At 71.0% G+C, this 15511-nt stretch carries 12 protein-coding genes; 9 read left to right on the forward strand and 3 right to left on the reverse strand.

Annotated elements, in window-relative coordinates:
* Positions 1 to 62: 62 nt before the first annotated feature.
* Positions 63 to 833: an NlpC/P60 family protein gene (locus BXY45_RS24645; protein ID WP_146211031.1), complete on the reverse strand. Its 771-nt coding sequence runs from the start codon at positions 831 to 833 to the stop codon at positions 63 to 65.
* A gap of 161 nt (positions 834 to 994) precedes the next feature.
* Between BXY45_RS24645 and BXY45_RS00655 the strand changes: the two genes are divergently transcribed.
* The 7 genes from BXY45_RS00655 (at position 995) to BXY45_RS00685 (ending at position 9082) form a co-directional block, all read left to right on the forward strand.
* The gene (locus BXY45_RS00655) at positions 995 to 1687 is read left to right on the forward strand and encodes a DedA family protein (RefSeq protein WP_211319117.1); all 693 of its coding nucleotides are present in this window, start codon (positions 995 to 997) and stop codon (positions 1685 to 1687) included.
* A 186-nt stretch (positions 1688 to 1873) separates the two neighbouring features.
* Positions 1874 to 3625, forward strand: coding sequence for an ABC transporter family substrate-binding protein (locus tag BXY45_RS00660; RefSeq protein ID WP_109772367.1), 1752 nt, complete (start codon positions 1874 to 1876; stop codon positions 3623 to 3625).
* 223 nt (positions 3626 to 3848) lie between these two features.
* Positions 3849 to 5378, forward strand: a complete 1530-nt coding sequence (locus BXY45_RS00665) for an ABC transporter permease (RefSeq protein ID WP_109772368.1) — start codon at positions 3849 to 3851, stop codon at positions 5376 to 5378.
* Positions 5375 to 6382, forward strand: coding sequence for an ABC transporter permease (locus BXY45_RS00670; protein ID WP_109772369.1), 1008 nt, complete (start codon positions 5375 to 5377; stop codon positions 6380 to 6382). Before BXY45_RS00665 ends, BXY45_RS00670 begins: the two co-directional genes overlap by 4 nt.
* Positions 6379 to 7500 carry an ABC transporter ATP-binding protein gene (locus tag BXY45_RS00675; protein WP_245961575.1) on the forward strand — a complete coding sequence of 374 codons (1122 nt, stop codon included), beginning with the start codon at positions 6379 to 6381 and terminating at the stop codon, positions 7498 to 7500. The genes BXY45_RS00670 and BXY45_RS00675 overlap by 4 nt, the downstream gene beginning before the upstream one ends.
* Positions 7497 to 8615, forward strand: coding sequence for an ABC transporter ATP-binding protein (locus tag BXY45_RS00680; RefSeq protein WP_281270527.1), 1119 nt, complete (start codon positions 7497 to 7499; stop codon positions 8613 to 8615). The genes BXY45_RS00675 and BXY45_RS00680 overlap by 4 nt, the downstream gene beginning before the upstream one ends.
* A 29-nt stretch (positions 8616 to 8644) precedes the next feature.
* Positions 8645 to 9082: a (deoxy)nucleoside triphosphate pyrophosphohydrolase gene (locus BXY45_RS00685; protein ID WP_245961576.1), complete on the forward strand. Its 438-nt coding sequence runs from the start codon at positions 8645 to 8647 to the stop codon at positions 9080 to 9082.
* Positions 9083 to 9110: 28 nt separating this feature from the next.
* On the opposite strand, the gene BXY45_RS00690 is transcribed toward BXY45_RS00685, so the two are convergent.
* Both BXY45_RS00690 and BXY45_RS00695 read right to left on the reverse strand, forming a co-directional pair.
* Positions 9111 to 10067, reverse strand: a complete 957-nt coding sequence (locus BXY45_RS00690) for a hypothetical protein (protein WP_109772370.1) — start codon at positions 10065 to 10067, stop codon at positions 9111 to 9113.
* Complete coding sequence (locus BXY45_RS00695; protein ID WP_109772371.1) at positions 10064 to 10714, reverse strand: MerR family transcriptional regulator; 651 nt, start codon at positions 10712 to 10714, stop codon at positions 10064 to 10066. The genes BXY45_RS00690 and BXY45_RS00695 overlap by 4 nt, the downstream gene beginning before the upstream one ends.
* Before the next feature lie 203 nt (positions 10715 to 10917).
* On the opposite strand from BXY45_RS00695, the gene BXY45_RS24435 reads away from it, so the two are divergent.
* Positions 10918 to 13419: a putative bifunctional diguanylate cyclase/phosphodiesterase gene (locus BXY45_RS24435; protein WP_119700358.1), complete on the forward strand. Its 2502-nt coding sequence runs from the start codon at positions 10918 to 10920 to the stop codon at positions 13417 to 13419.
* A 35-nt stretch (positions 13420 to 13454) separates the two neighbouring features.
* Positions 13455 to 15359, forward strand: a complete 1905-nt coding sequence (gene typA, locus BXY45_RS00705) for a translational GTPase TypA (protein WP_109772373.1) — start codon at positions 13455 to 13457, stop codon at positions 15357 to 15359.
* Positions 15360 to 15511 lie beyond the last annotated feature (152 nt).

Below are 15511 nucleotides of genomic sequence, written 5' to 3' on the forward strand. Positions count from 1 at the left end.
AGTGGATGACGTGCACGGTTCGCCGTTGAGATGTGTGCATGCTGCACACCCTCCCGTCGTCGTCAGACGACGCGGCGGAACTGCACATCGTCGGTCCACAGTGAGCGGACCGAGACGCTCTCACCGGTACGCGGCGAGTCGATGATCTTGCCGTCGCCGGCGTACATGGCCACGTGGCCGTAGTTGTCGAAGAGCACCAGGTCACCCACGCGGGGCTCGGAGACCGCGTACCCGGCCGACCGCATGGCCGCAGAGGTCCGGGGCAGCGGCACCCCGACCTTGGCGTACGCGTACTGCACGAGGCCGGAGCAGTCGAAGCCCGACGTCGGGCTCGTGCCGCCGAACCGGTAGGCGAGGCCCACGCTCTCCTTGGCGACGGCGACGGCCGCCTCGCCTGCGGAGGGCTCGGCCGGAGCCGGTGCGGCGGCGGGCGCCGCGTCGGTGGCGGGGGCGCCGCCCGTAGGGATGGAGAGCACCTGGCCGGGGTAGATCGTCGAGCTCCAGGCGAGGTTGTTGGCGGCGAGCACCGCCTGGGTGCTGACGCCAGCGGCGCGGGCGATCTTCGAGACGGTGTCGCCGGACCTCACGGTGACCGTTCCGCCGCCGAGGTTGCCGTTGGCCGGAACCGGGGAGGCGGCCACCGACAGGGTGCTGGCGGCCTTCACGGCGGGAGTACCGGCGTGCGAGGTCCCGGGGACGTGAGCGGAGGCGGCGCCCGCCGTCGCGACGACGGGGACCGCTGCAAGGGCGCCCGTCGTCACCACCATGCGGGTGACGGTGCTGACGTCGACGAGGGGACGCACCGGTGCGCGGTGCCGTGCAGTACGAGCCACGACAGCGACGCTAGGTGATCGTCCCGTCACTGTCTGGAGAACTCCGGATCCCCAGGAAGTTCCCACGGACGGACGTTCGCGGACGAGCCGGGACGGAGCGGGCGGAGGAGACGTGAGAGATCCGGCGCCCCGCTGCGATGGGCGCCCCTAGCCTGAGCGGCGTGACCCCGATCCTCGCGCTGGGCCCCGCCTGGCTTGACCCCGACTCGCTCATCAGGACTCTGGGCTTCGTCGGGCTCCTTGTCATCGTCTTCGTCGAGTCGGGGCTGCTCGTCGGGTTCTTCCTCCCCGGTGACTCTCTGTTGTTCACCGGCGGCCTGCTGATCGCTACCGGACAGCTCCCGGTGCCGCTGTGGCTGGCGCTGCTGCTGGTTCCGCTCGCTGCGGTGCTGGGCGACCAGTGCGGCTACCTCATCGGTCGGCGGCTCGGCCCGGCGGTCTTCAAGAAGCAGGACGCTCGGTTCTTCAAGCCCAAGTACGTCGAGGACGCCTACGCCTTCTTCGACAAGTACGGGGGGCGGGCGGTGCTGCTGGCCCGCTTCGTGCCGGTGGTGCGTACCTTCGTGCCCGTCGTCGCTGGTGTGGGGCGCATGGACTACAAGCACTTCCTGGCCTGGAACGTCGCCGGGGGAGTGCTATGGGGTGCGGGCGTCACCACCCTCGGCTACCTGCTCGGCGGCATCGCCTTCGTCCGCGACAACATCGAGGTCATCCTCATCCTCATCGTGCTGGTCTCCGTGCTCCCGGTGGCGTTCGAGGTGCTGCGTGCCCGCCGCCGCGGCCGAGTGGGGTCTGACCGGTCAGGGGCCGAGGCTGCCGGAGGATCGCGCGGGCGAGGCGCTCACCGCGCGTGATCAAGCGGTGAACGCCGGGTAGGACGGGTCAGCCTTCCTGGTTGCGAATCGGTAACGGCTGGCACAGGAAACCCCTTGACAGGTTGCGCGACGGCTGGGCGTCGGGATGGAGTGAGCCGTCCAGTCGGGAGCCCGCACGATCTGCGGTCCCCCGTGCCGTGATGCCCGACGAAGGGTCCTCCTCGCGTGTTCACCTCTCGCAGAGCCCCAGCCGCTCTTGCCGTCCTCGCAGGCGGCGCCCTGCTCATCTCCGGATGTTCCGCCGATCGTGGAGGAAGCTCCAGCGACGCCAGTGGGAGCGCGGGTGCCACCGGCCCGAGCAACGCGACGATCACCGTGGCGCACGAGCAGGAGTTCAACGCCTACAACAACAACACGGCGGACCAGAACGCCGTGCAGAACTCTGTCGTGCTCAACAACGTGCTCGACGGCTTCTGGGACTTCGGGCCCGATGGTGGGCTGCGTAACAACACCGAGTTCGGCACCTTCGAGAAGACGAGCGACGACCCGCTGACCGTCAAGTACACGATCAACGACAAGGCCGTCTGGTCCGACGGTGAGCCCATCGACTGCGACGACATCGTGCTCACCTGGGCCGCCAACTCCGGCAAGTTCGCCAGCCAGGAGACGGACGAGAACGGCAACCCGCTCTCGGGCTTCTCCTCCGCCTCGACGAGCGGCTACGAGGACATGAACTTCCCCGAGTGCAACGCCGGGGACAAGACGGTCACCGTCACCTACACCAAGACCTTTGCCGACTGGGCCAGCGCGTTTGGCATCAATCCGAACATCATGCCCGCGCACATCGTGGCGAAGAACGCAGGCGTTTCCGACCTCATCGGCGCTCTGAAGAACAACACTGCCGACCAGGTGGCCGCGCTGGCGAAGTTCTACAACACCGGTTTCATCGGCAACCCCGGCACCGTGGACAAGGCCAACTGGGTCTCCTCCGGCCCGTACCTGATCGATTCCTGGCAGGCGGGGCAGTCGATCACCCTCAAGGCCAACCCGAAGTGGTGGGGCACCCCCGCCAAGACGGGCACGATCGTCATCCGGTTCATCGACGCCACGGCCCAGGCCCAGGCTCTGGCCAACGGTGAGATCCAGGTGGCGCGACCGCAGCCCGCCGCTGACATCCTCAAGCAGCTGCAGGCCATCAATCCGCCGGTCAAGATCGACCAGGGTGACGAGTACACGTTCGAGCACCTGGACTTCAACTTCCAGGGCGAGTTCAAGGACGCGAACCTGCGCAAGGCGTTCGCCCTGTGCGTGCCGCGCCAGCAGATCGTCGACAACCTGATCAAGCCGGTCAACGAGAACGCGACCGTGCTGAACTCCCGCTACAAGCTGGCGTTCCAGGAGGGCTACCAGGGCGTGGTCCAGGCCTCCTACAGCGGACAGTACGACCAGCCGAACATCGAGCAGGCCAAGCAGCTGCTGGGCGGCAAGACGGGCGTCACCGTGCGCATCGGCTACCAGACCCCCAACCAGCGCCGCACCAACGCCGTCTCCCTCATCAAGGCCTCCTGCGACCAGGCCGGCTTCAACGTCCAGGACGCAGGCCAGGAAGACTTCTTCGGCAACGGCCTCGCCGCCGGTAACTTCGACGTGGCGCTCTTCGCCTGGTCGGGCTCGCCGCTGGTCTCCGGCAACGCCTCGACGTACATCACCGGCGGCGGCAACAACAACGGCAAGTACTCCAACCCCCAGGTCGACCAGCTGACCGCGACCCTGCTCACGCAGACCGACACGGCCCAGCAGGACCAGACCATCGGGCAGATCGAGAAGATCCTCTGGGACGACCTGGCCACCATCCCGATCTTCACCTTCCCCGGTGTCCAGGCCAACGACACCAAGGTGAGCGGACCCGCGTTCCAGCCGGCGCAGAGCCAGCAGACGTGGAACGACAACGAGTGGGCGGTCGCGCAGCAGTCGTGATCTGATCCGCACCGTCGGCCGGGCCCTTCCCCGGGAGGGCCCGGCCGACGCCTGTCCCACGCCGGACGCGTCCTTGCGGACACCCCGGCCCGACCTGATGTCGGCGGAAGAGCACTCTGGTGCACGGCTCCGAGCCGGGGCGCCTGCAGCCCGCTGGCCCGGGCACTCGCCGAGCGCCCCGTCCGCTCTTCCGCACCGCCGCCCGTGAAAGGGTTCCCTGCCCGTGGTCGCTTTCATCTTGAGGCGCCTGCTGATCTCGATCGGCGTCTTCTTCGTCGCCACGTTCCTCATGTACGTGCTGGTCGCCAACGCCGGCGACCCGCTCGAGGACCTCTACAACATCTCTGACCCGGGCGACCGCGCCGCCCGCATCGCGGCGCGCACCCAGATCATGCAGCTCGACACGCCCGTGGTGGTGCGCTACGTCCATTGGCTGGGCGATCTCCTGGGCTACCTCTGGGGGGCCGGGAGCCTCGGCGTCAACCGCGCCGGCCAGGCCGTCGCGCCGCTGCTGGGTCTAGCGCTCAGCAGCACGCTGCGCCTGGTGCTGCTGTCCACGGTGCTCGCCATCGTCACGGGCGTGGCGGTGGGCATCGTCTCCGCGCTGCGCCAGTACACGAGCTTCGACTACACCATCACCTTCTTCTCGTTCGTCTTCTACTCGCTGCCCATCTTCTGGGCGGCGGTGCTGCTCAAGCAGTTCGGCGCGATCGCCTTCAACGACTGGCTGGGAGACCCCGTGGTCCCGCTGCCGGTCTTCGTGCTGCTCGCGGCCCTGGGCGGGCTGTTCGCGGTGAGCCTGGTGGGCGGTCGCACGTGGCTGCTCCGGGGTGCCTCGTTCGCCGGGGGCTTCCTCGCCGTCGCAGCCGTTCTGCTCGTGCTGTCGCAGACCGACTTCCTGGCGCGCCCGAGCCTCGGCCCCGTGGGGGTTTCGGTGCTGGGCCTGGCCGCCGCGGTGGGCATCACGGCACTGGTCTCGGGTCTGGCGGCCCGTCGTGTGCTCATCGCCTCGCTGGCCGGTGCGGTGGTCGGGATCATCATCTACGTCGCCACGCTCAGCGTGCTCGTCGATGCGACCTGGCCGCTCTTGCTCGGCCTGTTCGCGATCACTCTCGTGGTGGCCGGTGGTGTCGGTGCCGGCATCGGAGGCATCGACAGGAGCCGAGCGGTGCGTGCTGCGGTGCTCTCGGGCGCTGTTGTCGCGGGGCTCGGCCTGGTCGACTGGCTGATGTTCGCGTGGCCTGACTACGTGGCGAACTCCTTCGGGCGCCCCATCGCCACCATCGGCTCCAACACGCCGAACTACACGGGCAACCTCTGGCAGACCACGCTCGACTCCCTGACCCACATCGTGCTGCCCAGCATCACGCTCGTCCTCATCTCGTTCGCGCAGTACACGCGCTACACCCGCTCGAGCATGCTCGAGACGATGAATCAGGACTACGTGCGCACCGCCCGGGCCAAGGGCCTCACCGAGCGCACCGTGATCATGCGGCACGCCTTCCGCAACGCGCTCATCCCCGTGACCACCCTGGTCGCCCTCGACTTCGCTGCGGTTGTCGGCGGCGCGGTCATTACCGAGCGGATCTTTGGCTGGAAGGGCATGGGGGCGCTGTTCATCGAGGGCGTCTACACGGTGGACCCGCCGCCGGTCATGGCCTTCTTCGTCGTGTCCGCCGCTGCGGTCCTGCTGCTCAACATCGTCGCCGACATCGTCTACGCCTACCTCGACCCGAGGATCCGCCTCTCATGACCACCACCGATCCGCGCACGACTGCCGGCGAGCCCGGGGGGCCAGGTGCTGCTGGCGACTCCGGCGACGCCTCGGGCCTGTCCGTCGTCGCTCTCTCCCAGGGCCAGCTGGTCCGCCGGCGGTTCTTCCGCCACCGGGGCGCACTGGCTGGCATGGCCGTGCTGCTCTTCGTCATCGTGCTGGCGTTCAGCAGCATCGGCTTCGCCGGCATCCCGGGGTGGTGGCACTACAGCTTCACCCAACCCACGCCCATCGAGAACGGTGGTCGACCCACGCTCGACGTGGTGCCCTGGCTCGACGGTGACGGCCTGGCCTGGGGCGACCACCCCTTCGGCCAGGACAACATCGGCGTCGACTACTTCGCGCTGACCATGCGCGGGGCGCAGCGATCCTTGATCATCGCCTTCATGGTGGGCGTCGTCGCGACCATCATCGGCACGCTCATCGGGGCCCTCGCCGGCTACTTCCGTGGCTGGGCGGACAGCCTCCTCATGCGCGTCACCGATGTCTTCATCACCATCCCGGTGATCGTCATCGGCGCCGTGCTGGGCCGCCGCTTCGGGGCGCTGCCGATCGCCCTCTTCGGGGCGATCCTCGGGGTGCTGCTCTGGACCTCGCTCGCGCGCCTCGTGCGCGGCAGCTTCCTCTCGCTGCGTGAGAAGGAGTTCGTGGAGGCGGCCCGTGCGATGGGCGCATCCAGCAGCCGCATCATCTTCAAGCACATCCTGCCCAACAGCCTCGGCGTCATCATCGTGGCCGCCACGCTGGTCATCGCCGTCGCCATCCTCACGGAGAGCGCCTTGAGCTACCTCGGCCTCGGTGTGCGGGCGCCGGAGACCTCCCTCGGCCTGCTCATCAGCGACTACGAGTCAGCCTTCACCACCAGACCGTGGCTCTTCTGGTGGCCAGGCCTGTTCATCGTGCTCATCGCCCTGAGCGTCAACTTCATCGGTGACGGCCTGCGTGACGCCTTCGACCCGCGCCAGGCGAGGGTGCGCTCGTGAGCGCCGCGACCCCGGCGCCCGGAGCGCCCGCGGCCGAGGCGCCCGTCCTTCAGGTCGAGAACCTCACGGTTGCCTTCCCCACTGAAGACGGCGTGGTCCGCGCGGTGCGCGGTATGAACTACGCGGTGGCGCCCCGTGAGGTGCTCGGCATCGTCGGTGAGTCGGGCTCGGGCAAGTCCGTCTCGTCCATGGCGGTCATGGGTCTGCTGCCGCGGAGCGCGCAGATCACCGGTCGCATCCTGTTCCGCGGCGAGGACGTGCTCTCCATGAGCCCGCGCCAGCAGCGCGGACTCCGGGGCCGGAGGGTCAGCATGATCTTCCAGGACCCGATGACGGCGATGAACCCCGTCTACACCGTCGGTGACCAGCTGGCCGAGGCCGTGCGCTCGCACAGTGCCGTCCCGCAGAAGGTGGCGCTGAAGCGGGCCAAGGACATGCTCGACCTGGTCGGCATCCCCCAGGCGGAAGCGCGGCTTCGCGCCTACCCGCACGAGTTCTCCGGCGGCATGCGCCAGCGCGCGATGATCGCCATGGCGATCATCAACGACCCCGACGTCATCATCGCCGATGAGCCGACCACCGCTCTCGACGTGACGGTGCAGGCGCAGGTGCTCGACACGCTGATGTCCGTCAAGGACGCCGTCGACGCCGCCATCGTCTTCATCACCCACGACCTCGGCGTCATCGCGCAGGTGGCCGACCGCGTGCTGGTCATGTACGCGGGCAAGCCTGTCGAGATCGGCACCACCACCGAGGTCTTCAGCAAGCCCCTCATGCCGTACACGGCGGGCCTGCTCGGGTCGACGCCGTCGGCCGAGGGCACCCGAGCCGGTGAGCGCCTCCGACCCATCTCGGGCGCGCCGCCGTCGCTCATCTCCCTTCCGCAGGGTTGCCCCTTCGGGCCGCGCTGCCCGCTCGTCCGCGACGACTGCCGCGCCAGCGAGCCGGAACTACGCCACCGCGGCGCCACAGGCGCGGCGCTTGCTGGGGTGGCTGCGGGGGCACCGCTGCCCGTGGTCAGTCCGAACCACCTCGCCGCGTGCCACCACAGCGACGAGCTGCTGGCTGCCGCCGACGCCACCCGCTTCTTCCGCGCCGAGAGCGAGGTCACCTCGTGAGCACGAACCCGCAAGACCCAGCGCGCTCTGGGGCGCCGATCGCGGAGCGCGACGCGCACCTGCTCGACGTCCGCGACCTGGTGATGAACTTCCCCGTGCGGGGCGGCGGCGTCTTCCAGCGCGTGGTCAACCACGTGCAGGCGGTCTCGGGCGTGAGCTTCAGCCCCGACGCGGGGGAGACCCTCGGCGTGGTCGGGGAGTCCGGCTGCGGCAAGTCGACGACGGGACGTGCGCTTCTCCAGCTGCACAAGCCGACGTCGGGCTCGGTGCGCTTCGACGGGAAGGAGCTCATCGGGCTGTCCGAGAAGGACCTGCGCCCGGTGCGCCGCGACCTGCAGATCGTCTTCCAGGACCCGTACGCCTCGCTCAACCCGCGGCTGCCGGTCAACGACATCATCGGCGAGCCCCTGGTCATCCACGGGACCATCACCGACAAGGCCGCCCGCAAGGAGCGCGTGCGCGAGTTGCTGCAGCTGGTAGGCCTTTCGCCCGAGCACGGCAACCGCTACCCGCACGAGTTCTCCGGCGGTCAGCGCCAGCGCATCGGCATCGCCCGGGCGCTCGCGCTGGGACCCAAGCTGCTCGTGCTCGACGAGCCGGTCTCCGCGCTCGACGTCTCGGTGCAGGCCGGCATCGTCAACCTCCTCGAGGACCTCCAGGCCGAGCTGGGGATCGCGTACATGTTCATCGCCCACGACCTCTCGGTGGTGCGGCACATCTCCGACCGCGTCGCGGTGATGTACCTGGGCAAGATCGTGGAGATCGGCCCCCGGGACGACATCTACGACCGCCCCATGCACCCGTACACGCAGGCGCTGCTCTCGGCCGCGCCGTCGGCCGATCCGGGGGTCGCGCGGGCTGCGGCGAAGGAGCGCATCGTCCTCGAGGGCGACGTGCCCTCGCCCCTCAATCCGCCCTCGGGCTGCCGCTTCCGCACCCGCTGCTGGAAGGCGCAAGACATCTGTGCGACCACCGAGCCGCCGCTGGTGGAGAAGGACGGCGGCGGTGCCGGCCACCAGATCGCGTGCCACTTCGCCTCCACCGAGGTCGGTCACCCCGGCGGGCGGACCGCGCTGCCTGTGCTGAGCGGTCGGGCCGGCGGGGAGGCCGCCTGACCTCGTCACCGAGCCGCCGGGGGCTGCTCGTGGTGGGCGCCGCGCTGGTCGACGACCTCGCGGCGCCCCGCCGTCTGCTCGCGGCGCGGCGTAGCAAGCCGTCATCGCTGGCGGGCGGCTGGGAGCTGCCCGGCGGGAAGGTGGAACCGGGGGAGTCTCCGGAGGATGCGCTGCGCCGGGAGCTGCGCGAAGAGCTTGGCGTCATGGTGGAGCTGGGTGTGGAGCTGGTCCCGGCGCAGCGACCGGGCGCTGGTGGTCTCTACGCGGGCGACGGCGTGTGGCCCCTGCCTGGCGTCGGCGTGATGCGGGTCTGGTGGGCACGGGTGACCTCCGGGGAGCCCGCGCCTCTGGAAGACCACGACGCACTGCGCTGGCTGAACCTCGACGACTGGGTGGGCGGCGTGGCGTGGCTGCCCGCCGACATGCCCGTGGTGACTGCGCTGCGTGCCTCGCAGCACCCGCGTTGACAGGCTCTCGCCGTCGTCCTCGTCACTGTCAGGGGGTCACAGGCGTGGCTGGCGGGGCCGGCGTCGGGTGGGCGGCGTGGAGCAGGACGACGACGGCGGCGCCGACCAGCAGAGCCGTCGTGGCGGCTCCCGCGACCAGCACCCCGCCAGCGGGTGACGTCACGGACTGACCGGCCAGCGCCTGCCACGTCAGCAGTCCCAGCGCGGCGCCCCATCCCACGCTGGCCAGGGTGACCAGCTCCAGCCGTGTGCGAGCAGTGAGAGCGGTGGCGGCCGCGGGCCAGCGACGCGCCACGAGCGACAGCGCGAGCACCAGCAGCGGCAGGCCCTGCAGCGCGTGCATGCCGACGAAGTGCGGCACGCGCAGGTCGCCCGCGACGGTGCTCCACCCCAGCAGCGGGAGACCGGGGCCGCCGTCGCCGGCGCCGACGGTGTGAGCTCCCGAGATGCCGCGGAAGTCCGCGAGCTGCGCGGACGTCGGCGACGTCATGAGGAAGGCCACCGCCATCCCCGCGAGGGAGAGCACGACCCCGGCGCGCACCGACAGGTCGAAGGCGGCGTCACCGGAGGGGCTGCGCCAGAGGAGCACGCCGACCACCGCCGTGATCAGCCAGACGACGGCGATGCTCACGCCCATCACCGCGAACGCCACGGCGTGGGCGGGGGTGGAGACGTTGAAGTGGCTCGTCGTCCCGAGTACTGCGGCGCCGATGATGATGACCATCTCGACGGCGAGGAGCGCCGCAGCCACGGCACCGAGGGCCCGCGCGAGGCGCTGCCCGCGGCGTAGCCGCGTGATGAGCCAGGCGAGCGTCACGCCGTAGAGGGCGATCGACAGCTCGAACTTCAGCGGCTTCACCCAGCCGTTCGTCCCCGTGATCTGCACCGGGTCGAGCACGGCGAGCGCCGTCGTCGGGACGGCGAGGACGAGCATCGCGGCGGCCAGCCACACCAGGGGTGAGCGGCGCAGGCCGGACGCAGTCATGACGGCTCCTCGGTGGAGTGGGAGTGGGAGTGGGAGGTGGTGCGGGCGACGTGCTCCTGGGCGATACGCCGCAGGCCCGCCACGAGAACGTCACCGAGGACGGTGCCGACCACCACGGTCTCGGCGCTGCGGTCGCGATCGGCGGCGTCGGGCCAGACGAGGGCGAGGTCGGTGCGGGCGACCGCCTCGGCGGCGCGCGCATAGTGGGGCAGGCCGTCGAAGAGGTCCTTGCGGCCCATCGCGACCCACGTGTCGAGTACCGCGGCGACCTGCGCGAGCCCGGGGTTGCCGTCATGCACGGCCCACCCCTGCGCGGCGACGAGGTCGAGGACGGCGGCGCGTGACGGGTCCGACGGCGGCGACGACGCCTCCCGGCCGGGGAGGGCGTGCTGCGCGACGCCCATCACCTCGGTGAGGGGGACCTGCGGATCGTCGACGGCGGCGACGACGGCGCGCACGCGGGAGATCGGCAGTCCGCCCACGTCGACGAGGGCTCGCACGAGGTGCAGCCGGCGCACGTGCTCCTCGCCGTAGGAGACCTGGTTGTAGCCGGTCTTGGCAGCGGGTGGGAGGAGGCCCTCGCGGACGTAGAACTTGATCGTCGCGGGTGACGTACCGCTGCGCTCAGCGAGCTCGGAGATGCGCACGGGAGTGACGCTACGACATGGATAGTGCCACTGTCGATAGTTTCACTCCCGATAGTTCCACTCTCGATAGATGGTTCCTCGAGGCGCCTGTCAGGTCTCGGGTACTCCGGCGTCGCGGGGTCCCTGGTGGACGGCCGGTAGGCCGCCCCGAGGTCACCCGTCCGCGCACTCCTGCCCTCCGGTGCGGCACCCGATGGACAGGTGTGACCCAGGCCGACGCAGCGCCGCGGGCGGCGCCCGGCCGGCCGCTGTGGCAGGTGCTCGTGGCGCTCGTCCTGATCCCCGCGCTCGCAGCGGTGACCTTCGCGGGGCTGCTGGTGATGACGTGGCAGCAGCAGGAGCGCAGTGCTGTCGCGGCTCAGCGTGCCGTGTCCGGCGTCGAGGATCTCAGCGCCGTCCGTCGCTCGATCGACGCGGAGGCGGTGCCGGCGCTCCGGCTCGCCGTCGTCACCGGACCCGAGCGCGAGGCGCAGGAGAGTCGCCTCGCCGAACGCCGTGCTGCCACCGACGACGCCCTGCGACGGCTGGAGGGGGCGGAGCGACGGTCGGTCGTCACCCAGCTCGCGGTGGCGCGCTCGCAGACGGATGCCCGTCATGTCTCGACGGCCTACCGGGCCGCGGCGGACGAGCTGGCGGACACGGCACAGCGCGCCACCGCCACCGCTCTCACCGGCGACCTCACCCCCGCGACCGCTGCTGCGGTCATCCAGGTGCAGCAGCTGGCCCTGCAAGGGCAGGTCACGGGATCACAACTGCCTCTCCTGCTCGACTCCGCGCCCCCTCCGGTCGCCTCGCTCTCCGCCGCCGCAGCAGCCAGCGCCGACCGCGACGCCGCACTGGCCGGGCAGCTCGCCGACGCCGTCACCGGGGCGCGCGCCGCGGCCGAGCAGGACGCGGCGTCGGCGCGGGCGCGGGTGAGTGCCCTCGTCCAGCTGTGCGCTGCCGTGGTGCTGGCGGCCGTGGCCGGGGCGCTGCTCGTGGACCGCTGGATCAGTGGGAGCGCCGCCGCGATCACCGCGACGGCGGGGCGGGCTTCCCGAGGGGATCTCGCGGAGGTGGCCGAGGCCGGACCGCGCGAGCTGCGCACCGTGGCACGGGCGCTGGCCGCCGTCGTCGTCGCCCTCCAGCAATTGCAACGGCAGGCGCGCCTCGTCGCGGACGGGCGCCCCGAACAAGCCCTCGCCCTACCGGCCCTTCCCGGACCCCTCGGACAGGACCTGCGGGCGTGGGCGGTGGAAGCCGTCCGCGCGACTCAGGTGGAGGAGCAGCTGCAGGTGCAGGTCGCGCACCTGGCCTCCCACGACGCTCTGACCGGCCTGGCCGTGCGCGCCCGCGTGCTCAGTGACCTGGAGCAGCTGCTGGAGAGCGACCGCGCCCAGGGGCGACGCACCGGGCTGCTCTTCGTCGACCTCGACGACTTCGCGACGCTCAACGACGTCCACGGCACCGCGGTCGGCGACCAGCTTCTCGCGGCGGTCGCCGCGCGACTGCGAGCTGCGGTGCGTGAGGGCGACGTCGTCGGACGCCTCGGTGGCGACGAGTTCGTCGTCGTCGTCCCCGATGCCCCCGACGGCGAGGCGCTGCTAGGGCAGGCGAGCAGGATCGTGCGCGCCGTCAGCGAGCCGGTGCGGCTGGGCGATTTCGGCCTCGTGGTCGGCGCCAGCGTCGGTGTCGCGCTCACTGGGGGCGCCCACGCGAAGGCCTCCGCCGGTGCCGTCGCGCGCACGCTGCTCGCCGAGGCCGACACCGCCGCCCACCGCGCCAAGGCGGCCGGCCGGGGGCGCGTGGAGCTCTTCGACGACGCGCTGCGCGCGCAGCTCACCGAGCTCGCCCAGACCGAGCAGGCGCTGCGGACCGCGCTGGCGCTGGGGCAGCTGCGCGTGGTCTACCAACCCGTCGTCCCCCTCTCTCAGGACCAGGACCAGGACCAGGACCAGGACCAGGACCAGGACCGGGACCAGGACCAGGACCAGGACCAGGACCAGGACGACGACGACGGCGGCGCGCTGCTCGGCGTGGAGGCGCTGCTGCGCTGGGACCGTCCCGGTCACGGACCTGTCGACCCGGCCGCGTTCATCGCCGTCGCCGAGCGCAGCTCCCTCGTGCGCGACCTCGGCTGCTTCGTGCTGGCCGAGGCGGCGCTGCAGCTGGTGCGCTGGAGCGTGCGCGGCTACGCCGTCCCGGTGGTCTCGGTGAACGTCTCCCGGCGCCACCTTGCCGATCCGCGCGTGGTGCCCGACGTGCTGGAGGCGCTGGCCACCGCCGGGCTGGAGCCGCAGCGGCTGCAGCTGGAGATCACCGAGACGGTGCTCGTGGACGACCCGCGCGCCGCGGCCCACCTGGGGGCGCTGCGCTCGCACGGCGTGCGCGTGGCCATCGACGACTTCGGCACCGGGTTCACCTCCGTCGCGGCGCTCGCTACCACCCCCGCCGACCAGCTCAAGGTCGACGCCGGCTTCGTCACCGCCGAAGGGCCCGCGGCCGAGCAGCTGCTCGAGCTCATGGCCCGCGCGGGCACGGCGTTCGGGCTGGAGGTGGTGGCCGAGGGCGTCGAGACCGCGGAGCAGGCGGCGCGCGCCGCGCGCGCCGGGTGCACGGGCGCGCAGGGGTGGCAGTTCTGCCCGGCGCTGAGCGCCCGGGAGCTCGAGGCCCGTCTGCCCCGCGTCGGAGCCAACCGAGGGGTGGTCGTCGCGCCGGTACGCTGAGGGTCTTCACCCCACGACGGATCGAGTGCACATCCATGTCCGCTGGCACCTCCAGCAAGACCGCGACCCGCGCTGACCTGCGCAACATCGCGATCGTCGCCCACGTCGACCACGGCAAGACCACCCTGGTCGACGCGATGCTCAAGCAGTCCGGCGCCTTCGGAGACCACCAGCACGTGGACGACCGCGTCATGGACTCCGGCGACCTGGAGCGCGAGAAGGGCATCACCATCCTCGCCAAGAACACGGCGGTCCGGTACACCGGTCCGTCGGCGGCGGCGGTGGGCGCTCCCGACGGCGTGACCATCAACATCATCGACACCCCCGGCCACGCCGACTTCGGCGGCGAGGTCGAGCGCGGCCTGTCCATGGTCGACGCGATCGCCCTGCTGGTCGACGCCAGCGAGGGCCCGCTGCCCCAGACGCGCTTCGTGCTCCGCAAGGCCCTCGCCGCGAAGCTGCCCGTGATCCTCGTGGTCAACAAGGTCGACCGGCCCGACGCTCGCATCTCCGAGGTCGTCGAGGAGACCGGTGACCTCTTCCTCGACCTCGCCGGTGACCTGCCCAACGCCGACGACCTGCTCGACTTCCCGGTGGTCTATGCCTCGGCGCGCGCCGGCCGGGCCTCGCTGAACCAGCCCGCCGACGGCGGCATGCCGGACGAGGAGAACCTCGAGCCGCTGTTCCGCACCATCCTCGAGACGGTGCCGGCGCCCTCGTACACGCCGGGCGCGCCGCTGCAGGCGCACGTCACCAACCTCGACGCCTCCCCGTTCCTGGGCCGCATCGCGCTGTGCCGCATCCACGAGGGCGAGCTCCACAAGGGCGACTCCGTGATGTGGTGCCGCGCCGACGGCACGCAGCAGCGCGTGAAGCTCACCGAGCTCCTCATGACCGAGGCGCTCGAGCGCAAGCCCGCCGAGTCGGCCGGCCCGGGTGACATCTGCGCCGTCGCGGGCATCCCTGAGATCACCATCGGTGAGACCCTCGCCGACGCCGAGAACCCGGTCCCGCTGCCGCTCATCACGGTCGACGAGCCCGCCATCTCCATGACCATCGGCACCAACACCGCGCCCACGGCCGGCAAGGTCAAGGGCGCCAAGGTCACCGCGCGTCTGGTCAAGGACCGCCTCGACCGCGAGCTGGTCGGCAACGTGTCCATGCGTGTGCTGCCCACCGAGCGCCCCGACGCGTGGGAGGTGCAGGGCCGCGGCGAGCTGGCGCTGGCCATCCTCGTCGAGCAGATGCGCCGCGAGAACTTCGAGCTGACCGTCGGCAAGCCGCAGGTGGTCACCAAGGAGATCAACGGCAAGGTCCACGAGCCCGTCGAGCGCCTCACCATCGACGTCCCGCAGGACTACCTCGGCGCCGTCACGCAGCTCCTCGCCGTCCGCAAGGGCCGTATGGAGCAGATGACCAACCATGGCACCGGCTGGGTCCGCATGGAGTTCCTCGTGCCCTCGCGCGGCCTCATCGGCTTCCGTACGGAGTTCCTCACCGAGACCCGCGGCACCGGCATCGCCCACGCGACCTTCGAGAAGTACGAGCCGTGGTTCGGCGAGCTGCGCACCCGCCCGTCGGGCTCGATGATCGCCGACCGCGCCGGCCAGGCGACCTCCTACGCGATGACGTCGCTGCAGGAGCGCGGCACGCTCTTCGTGGAGCCCTCGACCGAGGTCTACGAGGGCATGGTGGTGGGGGAGAACTCCCGCGCTGACGACATGGACGTCAACATCACCAAGGAAAAGAAGATGACCAACGTCCGCTCCAACGCGGACGAGCTGGAGCGCCTCGTGCCGGCCCGCAAGCTCTCCCTCGAGCAGTGCCTGGAGTTCTGCCGCGAGGACGAGTGCGTCGAGGTCACCCACGACGCCGTGCGCATCCGCAAGGTCGTCCTCGACCAGACCGAGCGCAGCAAGGTCGCCCGCGCCCGTCGCTGAGGCGCCTCGCCTCGTTCGCGCCGCCCCCTCCGCCTGACTGGCACGGGGTGGCCCTGTGCCACTCCTACTGGCACAGGGCCACCCCGTGCCACTCAGGGAGTGGCCCAGATCCACCCGGTAGCGGGGTTGACACTCAGGGCGACGACGACGGC

The sequence above is a fragment of the Quadrisphaera granulorum genome (genome assembly GCF_003149145.1).
GTDB lineage: Bacteria > Actinomycetota > Actinomycetes > Actinomycetales > Quadrisphaeraceae > Quadrisphaera > Quadrisphaera granulorum.

What these genes read in the sequence shown, in the direction of transcription:
- BXY45_RS00670 (WP_109772369.1), top strand. Translation starts at nt 5,375, where the DNA reads ATGACCACCACCGATCCGCGCACGACTGCCGGCGAGCCCGGGGGGCCA.
- typA (WP_109772373.1), top strand. Translation starts at nt 13,455, where the DNA reads ATGTCCGCTGGCACCTCCAGCAAGACCGCGACCCGCGCTGACCTGCGC.
- BXY45_RS00690 (WP_109772370.1), bottom strand. Translation starts at nt 10,067, where the DNA reads ATGACTGCGTCCGGCCTGCGCCGCTCACCCCTGGTGTGGCTGGCCGCC.